We start from the raw sequence: 20345 nt of genomic DNA, 5'->3' as shown, positions 1-20345 counted from the left end.
CCCTGATGTCAGCATCAGGGGCTTTTTCGTTACAGAAGATTAAGCTTCTGCTTGAACTTCGTCAGCCTGCATGCCTTTTTGGCCCTGCACTGCGATGAAGGTCACTTTTTGGCCTTCTTTCAGGCTTTTGAAGCCGTTGCCCTGAATGGCGCGGAAATGCACGAACAGATCCGGACCGCTTTCTGGAGTGATAAAACCAAAACCTTTCTCGTCGTTAAACCACTTGACGGTACCGCTCTGACGTTGGGACATTTCTTATTTCCTTTGACGCAATAATTAATGACAGTCTCCTTCTCATGAAAGAGTACTGGGGCTGGTTGCAGGAAAGTAAGAGGACGTCGAACGGGATGTAGCTAACATGTAGGCTACTGCCCAGGTCACGATTCCAAGCGACCCATGCAAACACAGTGAACAAACTCTACGCCAACTACCAGATAAAAAACAAGCCCCTGTCAGGGGCCCGGTTTTGCTCAGGTTTTGGCAGTTAGTCGGTCCACTAGTAGCGGCTTAGACGATAGAGGTGTTCAATTGTTTTCGATCGTTATAAGGCAAGTTCATAATCGAAAACATGCACTGTTTTATGGCGGTTGCGTTACAGATTAGTGCACTCTTAACGCAACCGCGTTACGTATAGAAACAGTCAATCAACCACGATAGTAGCGTTGTGGAACAAATGGCATTTTGCTTACAAGCAACGGTACCTTTTTGCCACGAACAATCGCCCATACGGGTGTGTCGATTGCACTGTAAGCGCTGTCCAGATAACCCATGGCCAAGGGAGCTCCCAAGGTCGGGCCAAAGCCACCGCTGCAAACCGCGCCGATGATTTCACCTGCTTCGTTGACGATTTCTGCGCCTTCACGCACTGGAGTCCGCTCTTGGGGCAGCAGGCCTACCCGTTTACGGTTGACGCCCGCCTGCTGTTGCTCAAAGACAGTTTGAGCCCCAGGGAACCCACCGGCCCGCGCACCATCGGCACGTCGTGGTTTGGAAATGGCCCACAACAGGCTCGCTTCAATCGGAGTGGTCTGCGTGTTCATGTCATGGCCGTAGAGGCACAACCCAGCTTCCAGGCGCAACGAATCGCGTGCGCCGAGGCCAATGGCTTCGACTTCGGGTTCGGCCAGCAGCGCGCGGGCCAGCGTTTCAGTATTCGCTGTGGGCACGGAGATTTCGAAGCCGTCTTCGCCGGTGTAACCCGAGCGGCTGACAAAGCAGTCGACGCCCAGCAATTTGATGCGGGCGAACTGCATGAACGTCATCTTTGCCACTTCTGGCGCCAGGCGCGCGAGCACGGTGACAGCGGCCGGACCCTGCAATGCCAGCAGCGCGCGTTCTTCAAACAGCGGTTCGATGCTGCATTGATCACCGATGTGCTGGCGCAGGTGGGCCAGGTCCTGGTCCTTGCACGCTGCGTTGACCACCAGGAACAGTTCGTCGTTGCCGAGGTTGGCAACCATCAGGTCATCGAGAATGCCGCCGGTGTCGTTGGTGAACATCGCGTAGCGCTGCATGCCCACGGGCAGGTCGATGATGTCCACTGGCACCAGGCTTTCCAGCGCTTTTGCGGCATTGGCGCCCGTGAGGCGGATCTGGCCCATGTGCGAGACATCGAATAACCCGGCCTGATCACGGGTGTGTTGATGTTCTTTCATCACGCCCAATGGGTATTGCACCGGCATGTCGTAACCGGCAAAGGGCACCATACGGGCGCCGAGTTCGATGTGCAGTGCGTGCAACGGGGTTTTCAACAGGTGTTCAGTGGACATATTCAGCTCCTGGAAAGAATGCAGATGAGCGCACATCAGCACTCGATAATGTTGACCGCCAAACCGCCGCGGGCGGTTTCCTTGTATTTGCTTTTCATGTCGGCGCCGGTTTGGCGCATGGTGCGGATGACCTTGTCGAGCGACACAAAATGCTGGCCATCCCCGCGCAGCGCTATGCGTACTGCGTTGATTGCCTTGACCGAGCCCATGGCGTTGCGCTCGATGCAAGGCACCTGCACCAGACCGCCGATGGGGTCGCAGGTCAGGCCGAGGTTGTGTTCCATGCCGATCTCGGCGGCGTTTTCCACTTGCTGGACGCTGCCGCCAAGCACCTCGCACAGGGCCCCGGCGGCCATGGAGCAGGCAACACCGACCTCGCCCTGACACCCGACTTCGGCGCCGGAAATCGAGGCGTTCTCTTTGTACAGAATGCCGATCGCAGCCGCCGTCAGCAGAAAGCGCACAACGCCATCTTCGGTGGCGCCGGGTATGAAACGCATGTAGTAGTGCAACACCGCTGGCACTATTCCGGCTGCACCGTTAGTGGGCGCAGTGACCACACGTCCACCGTTGGCGTTTTCTTCGTTGACTGCCAACGCGTAGAGATTGACCCAGTCGAGCACCGACAATGGATCGCGCAATGCGGATTCCGGGTGTTTGCACAATTGACGATGCAGCGCTGCTGCACGCCGCTTGACCTTCAAGCCTCCCGGCAAAATGCCTTCGTTACGGCAGCCAGCGTCGACGCAGTCCTGCATCACTTGCCAGATTTTAAGCAGGCCGGCGCGGGTTTCCGCTTCCGGGCGCCAGGCGCTTTCGTTGGTCAGCATCACCTGGCTGATCGACAAGCCGTAGGTGGCGCAGTGCCCTAGCAGGTCTTTCGCGCTTTTGAAGGGGAAAGTCAGTGGCGTGGCGTCTTCGACAATACGGTCGGCGCCAGCCGCATCTTCATCGACCACAAAACCGCCGCCTACCGAATAATATTCGCGGCTACGGATTTGCAGGCCTGCCGCATCGAAGGCGCGAAAAATCATGCCGTTGGGGTGATAAGTCAACGGTTTTCGAATCATCGCCAAATGTTCTTTTTCGTTGAACGCAATGCTGTGCTCACCGAGGAGGTTCAATCGGCCGTTGCCACGAATCTCTTGCAGTCGGGTGGCGACGGTTTCGGTGTTCACGGTGTCGGGGTGTTCGCCTTCCAGGCCAAGCAACACCGCTTTATCGCTGCCGTGTCCTTTGCCGGTGGCGCCGAGAGATCCATACAGCTCGATTTTGACGCAGGTGGTTGCTGCCAGTAGTCCTTCACGGCGCAGACCTTCGACGAAACGTGCCGCCGCGCGCATTGGGCCAACGGTGTGGGAGCTGGAAGGTCCGATGCCAATCTTGAACAGGTCGAACACGCTTAACGACATAGTTGTTCTCCGGTTTCTTGTTATAGGAGTGGGGGAATCTGAAGCTCGCAAATCCCTGTTGGAACGAGCCGGCTCGCGATAGCAGTCTTTCAGTCGACGTTATGGTGAATGTCAGTCCGCTATCGCGAGCAGGCTCGCTCCCACAAGGTTATGTGGTGTTCTTGAGAGTGGGGCGCGATTAACCGCCCCACGCAGGTTTAAGCGTAGCTTTCGATCGACGGGCAGGCGCAGACCAGGTTGCGATCGCCAAACACGTTGTCGACGCGACCGACCGGTGGCCAGTACTTGCCTTCGATCAGCGACGCAACCGGATACACCGCTTGCTCACGGCTATACGGGTGAGTCCACTCGCCAACGATTTCCTGAGCCGTGTGCGGGGCGTTTTTCAGCGGGTTGTCGTCCTTGTCCAGCGTGCCGTTTTCCACTGCACGAATCTCTTCGCGGATGCGGATCATGGCGTCGCAGAAGCGGTCCAGCTCTTCTTTGGACTCACTTTCTGTCGGCTCGATCATCAACGTGCCGGCCACCGGGAACGACATGGTCGGCGCATGGAAGCCAAAATCGATCAGACGCTTGGCCACGTCATCGACGCTGATACCGCTGCTGTCTTTCAATGGGCGCAGATCAAGAATGCATTCGTGCGCAACCAAACCGTTGCTGCCGGTGTACAGCACCGGATAGTGCTCTTCGAGGCGACGGGAAATGTAGTTGGCGTTCAAGATTGCCAGTTGCGACGCGCGCTTGAGGCCCGCGCCGCCCATCATCCGAATGTACATCCAGGTGATCGGCAAGATGCTCGCGCTGCCGAACGGTGCTGCGCAAACGGCACCTTCCTTGCGCTCCATGGTGCCGTGCCCTGGCAGGAATGGCGTGAGGTGCGACTTCACGCCAATCGGGCCGACGCCCGGGCCGCCACCGCCGTGGGGGATGCAGAAGGTTTTGTGCAAGTTAAGGTGAGACACGTCGCCGCCGAACTTGCCGGGTGCGCAGAGGCCGACCATCGCGTTCATGTTGGCGCCATCGATGTACACCTGGCCGCCGTGGTCATGAATGATCCCGCAGATTTCGCGGATGCCTTCTTCGAACACACCGTGGGTCGACGGGTAAGTGATCATCAGCGCGGCGAGGTGTTCGCGGTGCTCGATGGCTTTGGCGCGCAGGTCTTCGATGTCGACGTTGCCACGGGCATCGCACGCGGTGACGACAACGCGCATGCCGGCCATGTTGGCGGTGGCCGGGTTCGTGCCGTGGGCGGATGAGGGGATCAGGCAGATGTCGCGACGGTCATCGCCACGGCTCTGGTGGTAGGCGCGAATGGCCAGCAAACCGGCATATTCACCCTGGGAACCGGCGTTCGGTTGCAGCGAAATCGCGTCGTAACCGGTAGCGGCGCAGAGCATCGCTTCCAGTTCGTCGGTCAACCGCTGGTAGCCGGCGCTTTGCTCGGCCGGAGCGAATGGGTGCAGGGCACCGAATTCGGCCCAGGTGACCGGGATCATTTCGCTGGCGGCGTTGAGCTTCATGGTGCAGGAACCCAGCGGGATCATGGTGCGATCCAGGGCCAGGTCCTTGTCGGCGAGCTTGCGCAGGTAGCGCATCAGCTCGGTTTCCGAATGGTAACGGTTGAATACCGGGTGGCTGAGGATTGGCGATTGACGAACCAATGCGGCCGGGAGGGTGCTTTGAACGCTTGCAGCCAATGCCGCGAAATCTGGCAGCGCTTGACCGTCGGCCAAGAGTGCCCACAGGGTTTCGATGTCGGCTTGCGAGGTCGTTTCGTCCAGGGACAGGCCAAGGCGCTCGCCATCAACGACGCGCAGGTTGATCTGTTGGGCGTGAGCCTTGTCGTGCAGCGTGGCGGTGTTGGCGCCAGTGTTCAGCGTCAGCGTATCGAAGAAGCTTTCCTGCTCAACGCTCAGACCCAAAGCGTTCAAGCCCTTGGCCAGAATCGCGGTCAGGTGGTGAATGCGGTTGGCAATCTGCGTCAGTCCTTTAGGGCCGTGGTACACGGCGTACATGCTGGCGATGTTGGCCAACAATACCTGTGCGGTGCAGATGTTGCTGGTGGCTTTCTCGCGGCGGATATGTTGCTCGCGGGTCTGCATCGCCAGGCGCAGGGCCGGCTTGCCGAAACGGTCCACGGAGACACCGACCAGACGGCCAGGCATGTCGCGCTTGAACGCATCTTTAGTGGAGAAATATGCCGCGTGCGGACCACCGAAGCCCAGCGGCACGCCGAAGCGTTGGGCGCTGCCGATGGCCACGTCGGCACCGAATTCGCCCGGTGGAGTTAGCACGGTCAGGGCCAGCAGGTCAGCGGCCACGGCCACCAACGCGTTAGCTGCGTGGAAGCGTTCGGTCAGTTCGCGGTAATCGAACACGTCACCGTTGCTGGCCGGGTATTGCAGCAACGCGCCGAAGAACGGCGTCACATCGGTCAGTTCGAGCTCGTCGCCGACGATAACGTCGATGCCCAACGGCTCGGCGCGGGTGCGCAGCACGTCGAGGGTTTGCGGGTGGCAATGCACCGAGGCGAAGAAAGCGTGGCTGCCCTTGTTCTTGCTCAGGCGTTTGCAGAAGGTCATGGCTTCGGCGGCAGCGGTGGCTTCATCCAGCAGCGAAGCGTTGGCAATTGGCAGGCCGGTCAGGTCGCTGATCAGCGTTTGGAAGTTCAACAGCGCTTCCAGACGACCTTGGGAAATTTCCGGCTGGTACGGGGTGTAAGCGGTGTACCAGGCCGGGTTTTCCAACAGGTTGCGCAGAATCGGCGACGGCGTGTGGGTGCCGTAGTAGCCCTGGCCGATATACGTCTTGAACAGCTGGTTTTTGCTGGCGATGGTTTTGATCAACGCCAACGCATCGGCTTCGCTCAGGCCATCTTCGAGGCCGAGGACGCTGGTGCCTTTGATGCTGTCCGGGATAACGCTGGCGCTCAAGGCTTCCAGGGAGTCAAAACCGAGGCTGTTGAGCATCGCTTGCTCGTCGCCTGCGCGCGGGCCGATGTGTCGGGCGATGAATTCGTTGGCGGTCGTGAGGTTTACTTGGGTCATGTCGGCGCTCCTCAGGCTTCGGCGTTGGCTTTGATCAGACGGTCGTAAGCGTCCTGATTCAGCAATCTGGCAACCGCTGAAGCATCGGATGGCTGGAAGCGGAAGAACCAGCCTGCGCCCAGCGGATCTTCGTTGACCAGCTCAGGGCTGCTGTCGAGGGCCGGGTTCACTTCCAGCACCTGGCCATCGAGCGGCATGTAAACGCTGCTCGCCGCTTTTACCGATTCAACGGTGGCAGCTTCTGCACCTTTGTCGTAGGACTGCAGCTCTGGCAGTTGTACGAAAACCACGTCGCCCAAGGCGTTCTGCGCGAAAGCGGTAATACCTACCGTGACGCTGCCGTCAGCTTCGGTGCGCAGCCATTCGTGATCTTCAGTAAAACGCAACTCGCTCATGGAAACTCCTAAAGGGGCCAGACTCGTCTGATGGACGCGATTAAATATTCGGGCAGTGCCCGGTTTTATAATCGGTTACTAAGCAAGATCACGGCCAAAGTAGTTTTATTGTTATAAAACAATGAGTTAGCTAGTTTTGGAATAGTCGAATAACAAAAGGCTGTAACGAAATCGCTACAGCTGTTGGCGGCTAAAAAAGCTCAGCCGGATCAAAGCCTTGCAGAATCGCGTGAAAGGACGTGTGTATCGATATCGTTCCGCTGTAGCGCTTTCAGTACAGTTGGAGGTCGTTTTTAAACAACGACCTTGAACACAGGAGGTGTGTGGGGACTTACGGCTTGTTGGGAATGCCGTACTTTCGCAATCGATGGGCGATAGCGGTGTGCGAGGTTTGCAATCGGTTGGCCAGTTGACGGGTGGAGGGATAGCTGGCGTAGAGTTTTTCCAGGAGGGTTTTCTCGAACGCTTCCATCGCTTGTTCCAGGCTATCGACATCATTGTCGTTCTGGCGCGCCACCGAGGTGCCGGCGATATCGAGGTCGCCGATGTCCACCAGGCTGCTTTCACATATCGCCGCAGCGCGGAAGATCACGTTCTGTAATTGCCGCACATTTCCCGGCCAGCGATTGCCGAGCAGCGCCGGGTAGGTGCCGGGCGCCAATCGACAGACCGGTCGCTGAATTTGCGCACAGGCTTGCTGCATGAAATAGCGCGCCAGCAACAAAATATCCTGACCACGTTCGCGCAGTGGCGGAACTTCGACATTGAGCACGTTGAGGCGATAGAACAGGTCTTCGCGGAAGGTGCCTTCGCTGACCATTTTTTCCAGGTCGCGGTGGGTTGCGCTGAGGATCCGCACATTGACCTTGACCTCACGATCACCGCCGACCCGACGGAAGCTGCCGTCGTTGAGAAAGCGCAGTAATTTGGCCTGCAAGTACGGCGACATTTCGCCGATTTCATCGAGAAACACCGTGCCCTGATTGGCCAGTTCCATCAGCCCAGGCTTGCCGCCCCGTTGCGCGCCGGTGAAGGCGCCAGGTGCATAGCCGAACAGTTCGCTTTCGGCGAGGTTCTCCGGCAATGCCGCGCAATTCAAAGCCAGAAAGGGTGAACTGTGCCGAGCACTGATGGCGTGACAGGCTCGGGCGACCAACTCTTTACCGGTGCCCGTCTCGCCCTGGATAAGTAACGGCGCATCGAGGGCTGCGACGCGTTGCGCGCGGGCCTTCAACGTCCGAATCGCCGGTGACTCACCCAGCAACGCATCAAAGCCCTCGGCATGGTCGTGGTGCAGTGCCGAGAGCCGTTCGCCGATGCGGTTTGGCTGATACAGCGTCAGCAACGCACCTGCGTCAGTGATCGGCGTCGCGTCCAGTAGCAAGGTCTGGCCGTTGACGGTGATCTCGCGCAGGGGCAGGCGAAAACCGTTTTCCAGCAAGGCATCGAGCAATGCCGGGTCCGCGAACAGATCGGCGATGCTTTCGCCGGCAGGTTCGCGTCCATACAGAGCGATCAGTGCCGGGTTGGCCAGCAACACTTTGCCGGCGCTGTCGAGGGCCAGCACCGGATCAGTCATGGCCGCCAACAACGCATCCAGTTGCAAGTGCCGACGCTGGCCAGGAAGAATGTCGACCACGGTCATCGCTTGCACGCCGCGCACGCTCAATAATGCATCGCGCAGTTCATCGAGAACCTGCGGGCTGAGCGTTGGCGCGTCGATATAGACGTTAGGCGGGACCATTTCCACCGCATCCAGGTTGAGATTGCGCCCACCGAGCAAGGCCAGGACTTCCTGGGTAATACCGACGCGGTCGATGAAGCTGACGTGGATACGCATGAGGCGATTTTGGTTCTGGCGTGCGAAGGGTGGCAAGTATGCCTTGGTGGAGGGGTTAGGTGAAATCTGGCGCGGGTCCCATGCAGGCGCGGGCAGGCCCGCACGCACAGGCAACTGTTAATTATTCAAGGTGTTCGGGCTTCACCGGATCACCGGATTTAACGTGCAACTGCGCCCTTACATCCTCAAACATCAAGTCATATTCCTTGTGTACCGAACCGATACTGGCTTCCTTGGGCATGCCGTAATTTTGCGCAATGCGTGTGGCATGGCGGGCAAAGTCGAAGGCTTGGTCCTTGGGCAGGAAAAACGTTTCGTTCAATTCCTTGCCCTCAACCGTGCCATGCATTTTGAATAGCATGCCTTCGCCTTCCTTGGGGTCCTGGCTGACTTCATAGTCGATACACAGGTTGTAGCTGTAATCGTCCTTGTTCAACGCGTGGCGCTCAATGTGTAGATGACCGGGCTCGAACGTAGCCATTGGCGTCTCTCCTTTAAAAAAGGTCTTGAATAAGGGCAGACCCCGCGCCCTGAATAACGTTTCAATTATGGACATCAGACGTTAGTTTGCTTTTGCACTGGCGCCAATCAAAAGGTGGCGTGGTCATGGACTCAGGGTGAGCGGGAGCTGATATGAACGTGTTGCTGGAGCATCAAGCGCCTTACGACTGGCCGGCGATGCTGAGCTTCTTGTCGACGCGGGCGATCGTCGGGATGGAAGTCGTAGCTGAGGGGGCTTATTCGCGCAGTATCAGTCTGAACGGCGTTCACGGTACTTTTTCGATAAGGCCGGCGGCCGCGAATTTTCTTGAGCTGTCACTGGACTTTCCAGACGCTGACGCCGTCCCCGAGATCGTTGCACGCCTGCGGCGAATGTTTGATCTGGACGCGGACCTGGCCAGTATTCACCGGCAACTGGCGACGGATCCGTTGATGGCGCGGTTGATTGCCGAACGTCCGGGGCTGCGGGTGCCGGGGGCGTGGGACGGGTTGGAATTGGCGATTCGTGCGGTGTTGGGGCAGCAGATAACGGTGGTTGCGGCGATCAAACTGGCGGGGAAACTGGTGGGGCAATATGGCGAGGCGCTCGATTGCGCGCAGCGAGGACTGACTCACGTGTTTCCTGAAGCAGCGGTATTGGCGGCGGCGGAACTGGCGACGCTGGGCATGCCAAAAAGTCGTGGCCGGACGTTATCAGGTGTAGCGCAGGCATTACTCGATGACCCGTTGTTGTTTGATCCACAACGCGCGGGTGGGGTTGCACGGCTGTTGGCATTGCACGGGATTGGCGACTGGACCGCGCAATACATTGCCTTGCGGCAGTTGCGCGATCCGGACGCTTTTCCATCCGGCGATGTAGGGTTGATCAATGCGCTGGCGGCGTTGGAAGGCGCGCCGGTCACGTCTTCACAGTTGCTGCTGCGCGCGCAAGCCTGGCGCCCTCATCGAGGGCATGCGGCGCAGCATTTGTGGGCCTCACTGGCGCGGGCTGACTGAGCATTACTACCACTGCGCGCGGTGCGAGCCCAACTCTGCGGCTGGAAGCGCCCACTGCAACGGTGTGCCGGTTATTTTCAGAGGTACCTGCAGCCGATGCGCCGGCCCCCAAGGCGTCTGCTCCAGCAACAGGCCCTGATCGTTGACATCCTCCGCGCGTAGTGGCTCGTGGGTGCCGGGGCCTTGTTCGATCAACAGCTTCGCGGTTCTGGCCAGTGACAAACGTGCCGAACCCCCTCGGCCCAGCAAGCAAATTGCACTGGCCGCCATCAGGTAACCGGTCGCGTGATCGAGCGCTTGCAAGGGTAGCGGGATTGGTTTGTCTGCATGTTTCCAATGCATGCCCGCTTCAGCAATCCCGCTGCTCATCTGCACCAAGCTGTCGAAACCGCGGCGGTTTTGCAACGGGCCGCTCCAGCCGTAGGCATTGAGGCAGACATCGACCAGGCCAGGCGCCCATTGCTCTCGCTCGGCGACGCCGTAGCCCAAGTGCTCAAGTGCGTCAGCGCGGTAACCGTGGAGCAAAACATCAGCGTCCTTCAGCAGGTTTTTGAAGACTGCACGATCCGCAGCGTCGTGCAGGTCAAGTCGTGCGCAACGTTTGCCTAAAGTAACTTCCGGTACGACGCCGGGTTCATTCCAGGTGGGCGGGTCTATGCGCAGAACATTGGCGCCGAGCCCCGCGAGGAAGCGACTCGCAACAGGGCCCGCCAGTACTCGGGTCAGGTCCAATACCTTGATGCCTGCCAAGGGTTGCGCAACGGAACCTTGCCACGTTTTTGCTAGATGGCTGCCCGGTGCGAAATGAATCAGTGGTTCAGCGTTGACTGCTTGCCCTTGAGGATGGGCCTGCCACTGCGCCCAGCTGCGCATTTCGGCTGCACAGCCTCCGGCGTCGACCACTGCGTGTTCCAGATCGGTTTTACGCCACTGCGCAACCTTGCTCGCCATTGCCGCTCGGTCGGTACAGGCACCCAGCACCTTTTCCGCGGCGGCGCGGTGATGAGGGGCGTTGGTGTGCAGGCGAATCCAGCCGTCCTGGGTCGGGTAGTCGCCGGCGACCGGATCCCATAACGGCGGGACGCTCCAGCCGACGGGACGAATCGAGGTGGCGAACCAGAACGAGGCGAGGCGGCGGTCGACTTCAAGGCTGGGCAGACGGCCGGTTTGCTGCTGCAACAATTCGCTGACGGCCTGGCCAGCGGCGGCGATGCTGGTGCTGGCCAGGTCGGTGACAGCGAACGCCGAGGGCAGGGCGCCGCTCGACGTAAACGGGATCGGGGTGTGCGGCAAGCCGAGTGCGGCTTGAATGGACGTGAGTAAATCAGTCATCGAAGGCCCTCCGGAACGAGGGTTCGATGATAGATCAAAAAATTGTCAGGCTGGATGAATGATCGTTCCCACGCCGAATGGGGGAACGATCAGTGGCTTACACCCGGAACTGATCCATCAATTTCATTTGGTGGGTGGTCAGGTTGTTGAGTTGGTTGCTGATCTGCGCCGATTCGGTGGCTTGGCCGGTCAGGGTTTCGGTAACGGTACGGATCGCCGAGACGTTGCGGTTGACCTCTTCGGCGACGGCGCTTTGCTGTTCGGCGGCGCTGGCGATTTGCAGGTTCATGTCGCTGATCACGGTGACCGCGTCACTGATTTTGCTCAGGGCCTGCACCGCTTGCTGGATCTGACCGGCATTGCTATGCGCCTGGGTCTGGCTCGAATGCATGGTGGCGACCACGCCGCGAGTGCCGGTCTGGATGCGCTCGATCACCAAGCGGATTTCCTCTACCGAGTCTTGGGTGCGCTTGGCCAGGTTGCGAACTTCATCGGCGACCACCGCGAAGCCTCGACCACTTTCCCCGGCGCGGGCTGCTTCGATGGCGGCGTTAAGGGCCAGCAGGTTGGTTTGTTCGGCGATACTGCGGATCACTTCCAGCACCGAACCGATCTGCTCACTGTTCACCGCCAGGGCTTCGACTTCGGTCACGGCTTTGCTGACTTCATCGGCAAGCTGATTAATATCGCGGGTGCTGCGCTCGATGATGGACATGCCATCGCGAGCCGATTGATCGGCCCCTTTGGCGGCATTGGCTGCGTTTGACGCGCTGTTGGCAACGTCATGCGCAGTGGCGCTCATTTCGTTGGAGGCGGTGGCCACCTGGTCGATTTCACGGAACTGCACCAACATGCCTTCGCTGGTCTGCCGGGCGATTTCCGATGACTGATCCGCTGTGCCACGAGCGTCGGTAATGCTTTGTTTGATCTGCGCGATGGTAGGTTGCAACTTGTCGAGAAAGCGGTTGAACCAACCCACCAGTTCACCCAATTCGTCTTTCTTGTGGTAGTGCAAACGCTGCGTCAGGTCGCCGTCGCCACTGGCAATTTCCTTGAGCATTTGCGCAACGCTGTTGATCGGACGGGTCACGCCGGAAGCGGTGAGCCATATCAGCAGCAAGCCGATAAGACCGGCAATCGCTGCAACCAGCACGGCTTTAAGCGTACCGCTTCTTTGGGCTGCATCAAGCACCGCTTGCAGCTTCACAGAGTCGGCGAGCAGCACTTGTTTCGGCAGGTCGATGACGACGCCCCAGGGTTTGGAATCGCTGATCGGACTGACCGGGTATACCGCGCGGATCAGATCACCTTGCTCGAGGATTTTCGGTGCGCCGCTGCTGAGCAATTGCAGAACGTCCTTGCCGTCCGCGCCCAGGGTGTCGCCGATATTTTTGCCGACTTTACTGGCGTCAACACTGTAACCGGCAAGAACGCCGCTGCCGGAGACAATCAGCATGTGCCCGGCGCTGTTGAACAACTCGCGTTGTGAGTCGACGGCGGCGGCTTGCAACGCATCGAGGGCGATGTCCACGCCGACCACGCCAATCGATTTGCCGTCCACCAGCAACGGTACGGAAATGGTCGTCATCAGCATTTCCTTACCGCCGACGGTATCGGCGTACGGATCCAGCAAGCAGGTGCGTTTGCTGTCGCGCGGGCAGGTGTACCAACTGTTGTAAGGAATACCGCTGATATTTTGAGTGGTCTTGGTCATGTCGTCTTCGACCATGATCGTATTCAATGCCTCACCACCGGCACGACTCCAATAGCTGGCGAAACGTCCTGCTTCGTTAGACTGTCGGGCAGCGTCGTTGGTGAATTCATTGTCCTTGCCATCCAGCCCATTGGGCTCGAACGCCAGCCAGACGCCCAGCACCTTGCTATTGCGTTCGAACGCGGTTTTCAAACTCTGATTCAACTCTTCGCGCACAGCGCCAGCGTCCAGTGAACGCTTGGCCGCCATGTTGCGCATGTCCTTGATCTGATCAGCGAGAGCGGTCACCACCAGCAGGGTTTCGCCAAAGGTCTTTTGTACTCGCACGGCTTGCTCGGCGGCCTTGGCCTGAAGCAGGTTTTGCACACTGTTGGTGAGCATTTTGCTGCTGGAGGCGCTAACCAGTTCGTCGTTTTGATTGGTCTGGTAAAGGTTCATACCAACAATCAGCGCGACCACGCCCAAAAGGCAAAGACCGGACAACAGGACGATTTTCAGGCGAATAGAAAGAGAGTCGAACATAGGGCGAACTCGCGAATGGATGAGGTGTTGGCTATGAGTCGGCGTCGACCCAATTCGCCGAGTCCATTCAGCGTCATTCCTGAACCATCGGCGTGAGTGAAGGTTGCATGAGCAAAAGCCGATGAGCGGTCGGCGTAAACGTTTGCGGGGTTCAGGAGGGGACTGTAAGTGATTCGGGGCGCGACCAGATCCATAGGTTGCCCAGGCTCATGCCAGCAATAGCCAGGTAAACAGGCCAGCCGTGATCCAGCATGAATAACATCAGCCCGGCACAGAGCAACATGCTGACAGTGGCGCTGATTTTCGCCCGGCGCGCAATGATTCTGCCATTACGCCAGTTACTCAGGATGGGGCCGAACAGCCGGTGGTTCTCCAGCCAGGCACTCAGGCGCGGTGAGCTTTTGGTGGCGGCCCATGCGGCCAGCAAAATGAACTCTGTGGTCGGCAAACCAGGCACGACGATGGCGATCAGGCCTATGCCGAGGCTGACATAGGCCAGTAAGCCGAAAAGGATTCGTGAAATCTTGGATGAGGCGAGTTGTTTACGGGTCATAAGGTCGACATTCATACCCTGTAGGATCGAGCGGTGCAGCGATCCTACAGGGGTAAGTGATCAGGCGAGTTCTGTCGCGTAGGCCTGTTCCAACAGAACCGTGAAGCGATTAAACGCGTTGATTGCGCCTTTATCCAGTTCAGTTTCTTCCTGTGCGTTGAGCTCAAGCCCATCAAGTGTTTTGACGAAGTTTTTCCAGCCATCTGCGCGGCCGCCGGCCGGTTCAGCTAGATGGCGAGCCCCGAAGGTTTCGCTCAGTCCAAGTCCTACCGCACGCTTGATCAGAAATGCCGCACCCAGCTTCGAGCCTTCGGACACAAACAGCCAGCCCAACGCTTCGGCTTTGGTGGGGTTATGCACAGCGCCTGTAAATGGCTCTGGCACTTCGGTCTCAAGATCTGCCAGATCGGCTTTGGCAGCGTCGGCCCTGCAGCGAGCGGGTAAGTCCGTAACGATGGCGGTCAGTTCGGCGTCGTTGTACAGCGACACCAGTTCGGACTGGAACAAATATTGCGCCACCACGAAACGCGCGAAGTTGGCCTGGGTTTCAAACGGCGCGTGGGCTTTGACCAGCGCATCGAGTTTGGTGTGCGGCTCGTTGGTGATCTGGTTCAAGCGTTGCGAACGCAGGGCCGGACGTGCAGTGGTTTCCTGAGTAGTCATGAGAATCCTTGAAGAAGAGAGGCGCTTGGTAACTAGACGAATGAAAAGGCGCCAAAGCGTAAAAATTCTCACTGCGCTGCGTTGACACCGCAGCGCAATGAGGCGGGCAGGATCAGATGTCCCAGACCAGATTGATTGCAAAGTTACGGCCCGGTTGAGTCAGGCGGTCAAGGTTGGCCGGACTGATAACCGAGGCCTCACCCACACCGTCGTAACCTCGCACGTCATCCCACAACCAGTACTTTTTGTCGGTCAGGTTGTAAAGGCCCGCGCTGACAGTCACCTCGTCGGTTACCTTGTAGAAGCCGCTCAGGTCGAGCACACCAAAGCCCGGGGACTTGAACTGACTGCTGACGCCGTCCGGGGATTTGAAGTTGGTGTCGTCAACACGATCCTTCTTCTTCACCAGCGTCCAGCTGAGCAAACCACCATAGTTATTCTGGTCATAACCGAGGCCGAACACACCGGTCAGCGGGTTGACGCTGTTCAGCGGTTCACCGTTGTCGTTGTTACGACCATAAGCGTAAGCAACCGAACCTTGGGTGTAGAGACCTTGTGGTGCGCCGAACGCGTCCAGATTAAGACGACCCTTGATCTCTGCGCCCTTGATGGTGGCGTTTTTGATGTTTGCGCTCTGGAAGGTCAGCTCATTGTAACCGGGGCTGACTGCGTCTTCGTTGATAAAATCGCGGTATTTGTTGTAGAACACTGCCACATCGAATGAGCCGGACTCGAAGTTGCCGCGTAGCCCGGTTTCAATGCCTTTACTGGTTTCTGGCTCAAGATTCGGGTTTGGCTCTACACGATACCCGGTGGTGGTGTTTTCGAAGCGACCGTACAACGCTTTGGCAGTCGGCGTACGGAAACCTTCTGCGTACTGGCCGTACCACGTGTATTGATCTGTCAGGGCATAAGTCAGCCCGAATTTTGGCGACACCCGGTGCCAGGTCTTGTTCTCGTCGCTGACGGTGCCTTTGCCATCTGCGGCTACGGTGTTGAGGAATTCCTGGGTGATGTGCGGCTTGAGTTGGGTGTAGTCGTAGCGCAGGCCCGGGAGGAAGGTCCACTTATCCCAACTGATCTGATCCTGGACGAACAGGCTGTAGGTGTTGACGGTCGGGTCCGGGAAATCGCTGGATTTTTTCAGCACATCACCAGGGCTGATGGCGCCTATCGCAGTGCAGCCGCGACCGACTGCCAGGCACGTGCCGTTACCGCTGCGCGAGCCGGTGACTTTCTGCTGCTTGATCGTGGTGCCGTAAGTCAGCAGATGTTCGGTATCACCGATGCTGAAGGCTTTATCCAGTTGTGCGTCCAGCACCCATTGTTTTTCTTCGTAAATTGTATCGCGGGTGCGCAGAACCTTGCGGGTCACCGGGAAGTAGAACTCTTCGGTGCTCTGGTCCGTTTTTGCAACCTGGTGGTTCAGGCTCCACTTGACGTTGTCAGCCAGCAGGCTGTCGAGGGCGAAGCTGTGTTCTACGCCGAAACGTTCTCGGGTAATTGTGTCGTTGCCGGTTCGCCACTGATACATGCCGCCAGGCAAAATGCTGTTTGGAATGGCCGGCTTGCCCTTATCGTAAGGTCCGCCATAGGCGCTTTTTTGATCGGTGTCACGGTCGTCCTTGAATTTTTCATAGGTCAGGCCGAGGCGCGAATCTTCGTTGTAGTTCCAACCGATCTTGGCCAGCACATTGTAGGTGCGGGCGTCCTCCGGGTTGGCGGCGGTGCGCGCCAGGCCGGTGCCGTTATTGTTGCCATAGGATTGTGTTTCGTGACCGTCGCGCTGGCTGTAGTGCAGCAAGCCGTCGAACTGGTCGGCGCGACCAGCGACGGTCGCGGATTTGAGCCAGCTATCGTCGGCAGAGCTGTACCCGGTTTTCAGCCGAGCCCCCACGTCCTGACCAGGCTTGATGATGTCGTCCGGGTCGAGGGTAAAGTAACTCACCGCGCCACCAATCGCGTTGCTGCCGTACAGGACGGATGCCGGGCCCCGCAGAATTTCGACGCGCTTGATGATTTCAGGGTCGACGTAATTGCGTTGGGTTTTGGCGTAAGGACCGTTGAAGAAACCGTTGGGTACTTCGACGCCATCTACCTGGGTCAGAATCCGGTCACCGTCGATGCCCCGGATGTTATAGCCACTGATCCCACCACGCTGGCCGGTGCCGCCGACTGAGACGCCTGGTTCGTAGCGCACCAGATCCTTGATGGTGTTGACGTTGTTGCGGTCCAGATCTTCGCGCGCATGAACGGTGACTGTACCCGGCACACTTTCCACGCTTTGTTCCTGGCGAGTAGCGCTGATGGTCATCTGTTGCAGGTTGAGTGCACCGCCGTTGATGCGCTTCTCCAGCACGATGTTGTTATTGCCCAGTTTGCGATAGCTCAGGTTGGTCCCCACCAACAGGCGATCAAGGGCTTTTTCCGGTGGCAGCGAGCCCCGCACGCCTGGCGAGGCAACACCCTGAGCGAGTTCGGCCGGCAAGCCGACTTGCCAGCCTGTTACCGCGCTGAAGGCATTGAGTGCTGAAACCAGAGATTGCTGGGGGATGGCGAATGCGTAGTCGCCCATGTTGCGTGTGGGTTGCTCGGGGGCATTAGCGGCCATTGAAGGTGCAACGCCTGCCATGAGAATGGCGGCGGTCAGCAATGACAGTACGCGAGAGGGTGAAGAGGACTGGCGGGTAAGGCGAGAGGACATCGATAGCGCTCCGTGTCGCACGAATCTTATAGGTGCTGATTTGCATGTAGAGATGCGAATCAATTGCATTGGCTATAACGAGACGTACCAGCTTCGGCTATCGAGTAAAAATAATTCTCATTTAGTTCAGGATCACCAGCTTCGGGTATTCCGAGAGTCGAGCGGAGGTGATGTGAGCCAGGGAGCGAACAACGTCCAACGGCTGATCGAGGCGATAATTTCCGGTCACTGCGACATCGGCCAGTTGCTCGTTGTTGTTGATGATCCACCCGGGGTAATAGCGACGTAGCTCTGCCAAAACCTCGCTCAGCGGGCAGTTTTCGAACACCAGTCGACCCTGGACCCACGCCAGGTCGGTGGCCGCATCAAGCTTGGCTGGACGATCAAAACCGTTGGGGCCGATGCGAATGCTTTCCCCAGCGGACAATCTTACCCGCGCATCGTCACGTGTTGCTCTGAGGTCTACATCGCCGCGCTGCACCTGAACCTGGGCAATGCCGTCGAGGTACCGCACGGCAAACGCGGTGTCGCGGACGCTGGCCTTGACCGGGCCGGCGTCGATTTCCAGTGGCTGACCGCGATTGGCCGGCACCTCGAAAAAAGCCTCGCCCTGATACAAACGGGCCACACGCTGTTGATCGTTGATGGTGCTGGAGAATGCAGAATTGGTGTTCAGCAGCACCTTCGAACCGTCCTCCAGCTGCAGGCGCTGGCGTTCGCCGACCACGGTCAGGTGATCGGCCTGAATGCGCATCGGCAGGTTGCTGAAACTGAACAATCCGAGCATCAGCACGGCGGCGGTTGCCAACGGTTTCCAGTGCGGGCGCAGGCGCGCTAGAACGCTGACCTTAGGCGGTACGGCGGCCAGGCTTTGTGCGCACTGCACGATTTGCGGGCCATCCCATATCGCCTGGGCCTTGGCAAAGGCTTCGGCATGCAGAGGGCTGGCCGCCAACCATTCGTGGAAATGTCGGGTGTGTTCTTCGCTCGGACTGCCCAACACAATCAACCAGTCCAAAGCCTGGTCCATCGCGCTTGCGGCGTCCTGCGCCTGGGAGGGCGAAGGGGAGCGGTGGGTGTCCGTCACGGTGTTTCCTCGGCAGTGTCTGTGCACGGCTGTTTTATTTGTGCAGCTTGAAGAAAGTGTGGCAAGGGTAGCAAAGCCCTGCTGGCTCAGTCGCCATTTAAGCGCTCGGCGACGCCGATGCAGATCGCCATGATCAATTTCAGCTCTTTCTGGACGGTGCTCAACGACACGTCGAGTTTTTCCGCGATTTCCAGGTAACTGTGGCCGTGCAGCCGGCTGAGGATAAAAATCTGCTGCTGGCGGGCGCTGAGTTGGTTGAGGCTCACGTTCAGACGCTCCAGCAACTGTTCGGCATGGGCGGCATCCTCTGCACTGCTCGCGGGAGCGGCAATGCTATGCACCAGCTCCAGCGGCACGTCATCGAGCATGGTGCGGGACTGGATGCGTCGCGCACGCAAGTGGTCCAGCGCCAGGTTGCGCGCAGTCTGGAAAACGAAGGGTTCGATGTGATCGATGGCACGCTCACTGAGCGCTCGGGTGACTCGCAGGTAGGTTTCCTGCAAGAGGTCTTCGGCGGTGCTGTGATTATTGACCATCCGCTCCAAAGTGCGCAGCAGCGAAACTCGCTGAGCGATGAAGACGTGATTGAAGCGCGATTGACTCACGGGAAGACCTGATCCATTTCGAGCGAATGATAATGCTTATCATCCGCTCGAGTGGTCAAGTGCTCAATTGTGAAGAACTGCGTTCTACCCTGCGAGGGGCGATTTATTCTGCGTTACATAACGCCAGGCAGTTATCGAGCATGCGGTTGGAGAAGCCCCATTCGTTGTCGTACCAGGCCAAAACCTTCAGCAATTTGCCGCTGGATTTGGTGTGGTTGGCGTCGAAGATCGACGACAGCGGGTTGTGATTGAAGTCACTGGATACCAGCGGCAGCGTGTTGTAGCCGAGGATTTTCGAATGCAGGCTGGCTTCTTTCATCAGCGCGTTGACTTCATCGGCCGACGCCTCGCGTTTCAGTTGAACGGTCAGGTCGACCAGCGACACGTTGATCACCGGGACACGCACCGCCATGCCGGTCAGTTTGCCCGCCAGTTCTGGCAGTACCAGGCCGACCGCTTCTGCGGCCCCGGTTTTGCTCGGGATCATATTCTGGGTAGCCGAACGGGCGCGGTAGGGATCGGTGTGATAAACGTCGGTCAGGTTTTGATCGTTGGTGTAGGCGTGGATGGTGGTCATCAGGCCGTTCTCGATCCCCAGTTCACGGTGCAGCACTTGTGCCACCGGCGCCAGGCAGTTAGTGGTGCACGACGCGTTGGAAATGATCTGGTGCGACTGGCGCAAAATGTCGTGGTTTACACCATAAACCACCGTCGCGTCGGCGCCTTTGGCCGGCGCCGAGATAATGACTTTGCGTGCGCCGGCCGTAATATGGGCCGCGGCTTTAGCCCGGTCGGTGAACAAACCGGTGCACTCGAACACAACGTCGATGTTTTCTGCGTCCCAAGGCAATTCGGCAGGGTTGCGGATGGCGCTGACGGCAATGCGATCACCGTTGACAGTCAGACTCTCGTCATCATGCTGAACATCGGCGTCGAACATGCCGTGAACGGTATCGTACTTCAGTAAATGAGCGTTTATCGAGCTATCACCCAAGTCGTTGATGGCGACGATCTGCAAATCCTGGCGATAGCCTTGGGTATACAGTGCGCGCAGGACGTTGCGGCCGATACGGCCAAAACCATTGATTGCAATTCGAAGAGTCATTTAACTGGGCCGCCGTCGATTTGTTGTTGGAATTACAAGATTATTCGCATAAAAATAGAAAACAAGCCTTTTTAGTGGCAATATTTTGTTCAATCTA

16 protein-coding genes are annotated in these 20345 nt (G+C 58.2%); 1 reads left to right on the top strand and 15 read right to left on the bottom strand.

Annotated elements, in window-relative coordinates; genetic code table 11:
* Positions 1 to 39: 39 nt before the first annotated feature.
* The 7 genes from ACQR3R_RS20280 to ACQR3R_RS20250 all read right to left on the bottom strand — a co-directional run bounded on the left by ACQR3R_RS20280 (position 40) and on the right by ACQR3R_RS20250 (position 8947).
* Positions 40 to 252 (bottom strand): cold-shock protein, encoded by a 213-nt coding sequence (locus ACQR3R_RS20280; RefSeq protein WP_007977299.1) that lies wholly within the window; start codon positions 250 to 252, stop codon positions 40 to 42.
* A gap of 392 nt (positions 253 to 644) precedes the next feature.
* Entirely contained in the window at positions 645 to 1769 is a 1125-nt protein-coding gene (gene gcvT, locus ACQR3R_RS20275; protein WP_428274667.1) for a glycine cleavage system aminomethyltransferase GcvT, read from the bottom strand.
* 35 nt (positions 1770 to 1804) lie between these two features.
* On the bottom strand, positions 1805 to 3181 hold the full coding sequence (locus ACQR3R_RS20270; RefSeq protein ID WP_428274665.1) for an L-serine ammonia-lyase: 1377 nt from the start codon (positions 3179 to 3181) through the stop codon (positions 1805 to 1807).
* A gap of 197 nt (positions 3182 to 3378) precedes the next feature.
* A complete protein-coding gene (gene gcvP, locus ACQR3R_RS20265; protein ID WP_428274663.1) occupies positions 3379 to 6231 on the bottom strand; it encodes an aminomethyl-transferring glycine dehydrogenase in 2853 nt (950 codons plus the stop codon).
* An 11-nt stretch (positions 6232 to 6242) separates the two neighbouring features.
* Positions 6243 to 6626 (bottom strand): glycine cleavage system protein GcvH, encoded by a 384-nt coding sequence (gene gcvH, locus ACQR3R_RS20260; protein WP_428274661.1) that lies wholly within the window; start codon positions 6624 to 6626, stop codon positions 6243 to 6245.
* A gap of 331 nt (positions 6627 to 6957) precedes the next feature.
* Positions 6958 to 8466 (bottom strand): sigma 54-interacting transcriptional regulator, encoded by a 1509-nt coding sequence (locus ACQR3R_RS20255; protein WP_428274659.1) that lies wholly within the window; start codon positions 8464 to 8466, stop codon positions 6958 to 6960.
* Positions 8467 to 8587: 121 nt separating this feature from the next.
* Entirely contained in the window at positions 8588 to 8947 is a 360-nt protein-coding gene (locus ACQR3R_RS20250; protein ID WP_428274657.1) for a DUF5064 family protein, read from the bottom strand.
* 152 nt (positions 8948 to 9099) lie between these two features.
* Here ACQR3R_RS20250 and ACQR3R_RS20245 point away from each other — a divergent pair, with 152 nt between their 5' ends.
* The gene (locus ACQR3R_RS20245) at positions 9100 to 9963 is read left to right on the top strand and encodes an AlkA N-terminal domain-containing protein (protein WP_428274655.1); all 864 of its coding nucleotides are present in this window, start codon (positions 9100 to 9102) and stop codon (positions 9961 to 9963) included.
* A 6-nt stretch (positions 9964 to 9969) separates the two neighbouring features.
* On the opposite strand, the gene ACQR3R_RS20240 is transcribed toward ACQR3R_RS20245, so the two are convergent.
* The 8 genes from ACQR3R_RS20240 to gap form a co-directional block, all read right to left on the bottom strand.
* On the bottom strand, positions 9970 to 11295 hold the full coding sequence (locus ACQR3R_RS20240; RefSeq protein ID WP_428274653.1) for a CoA transferase: 1326 nt from the start codon (positions 11293 to 11295) through the stop codon (positions 9970 to 9972).
* Positions 11296 to 11392: 97 nt separating this feature from the next.
* Entirely contained in the window at positions 11393 to 13531 is a 2139-nt protein-coding gene (locus tag ACQR3R_RS20235; protein WP_428274651.1) for a methyl-accepting chemotaxis protein, read from the bottom strand.
* Between the two features lie 151 nt (positions 13532 to 13682).
* The gene (locus ACQR3R_RS20230; RefSeq protein WP_428274649.1) at positions 13683 to 14084 is read right to left on the bottom strand and encodes a DUF454 family protein; all 402 of its coding nucleotides are present in this window, start codon (positions 14082 to 14084) and stop codon (positions 13683 to 13685) included.
* A 60-nt stretch (positions 14085 to 14144) separates the two neighbouring features.
* Positions 14145 to 14747 carry a biliverdin-producing heme oxygenase gene (locus tag ACQR3R_RS20225; protein ID WP_428274647.1) on the bottom strand — a complete coding sequence of 201 codons (603 nt, stop codon included), beginning with the start codon at positions 14745 to 14747 and terminating at the stop codon, positions 14145 to 14147.
* A gap of 112 nt (positions 14748 to 14859) precedes the next feature.
* Entirely contained in the window at positions 14860 to 17451 is a 2592-nt protein-coding gene (locus ACQR3R_RS20220) for a TonB-dependent hemoglobin/transferrin/lactoferrin family receptor (protein WP_428274645.1), read from the bottom strand.
* Positions 17452 to 17572: 121 nt separating this feature from the next.
* Entirely contained in the window at positions 17573 to 18538 is a 966-nt protein-coding gene (locus ACQR3R_RS20215) for a FecR domain-containing protein (RefSeq protein WP_428274643.1), read from the bottom strand.
* Between the two features lie 86 nt (positions 18539 to 18624).
* Positions 18625 to 19143 (bottom strand): sigma-70 family RNA polymerase sigma factor, encoded by a 519-nt coding sequence (locus ACQR3R_RS20210; protein ID WP_428274641.1) that lies wholly within the window; start codon positions 19141 to 19143, stop codon positions 18625 to 18627.
* Between the two features lie 103 nt (positions 19144 to 19246).
* Positions 19247 to 20248 carry a type I glyceraldehyde-3-phosphate dehydrogenase gene (gene gap, locus ACQR3R_RS20205; protein WP_428274640.1) on the bottom strand — a complete coding sequence of 334 codons (1002 nt, stop codon included), beginning with the start codon at positions 20246 to 20248 and terminating at the stop codon, positions 19247 to 19249.
* Positions 20249 to 20345: the final 97 nt, after the last annotated feature.

Source organism: Gordonia sp. IEGM753 (assembly GCF_050321825.1).
Lineage (GTDB): Bacteria > Pseudomonadota > Gammaproteobacteria > Pseudomonadales > Pseudomonadaceae > Aquipseudomonas.
This window is presented reverse-complemented; position numbering and strand designations above follow the sequence as displayed.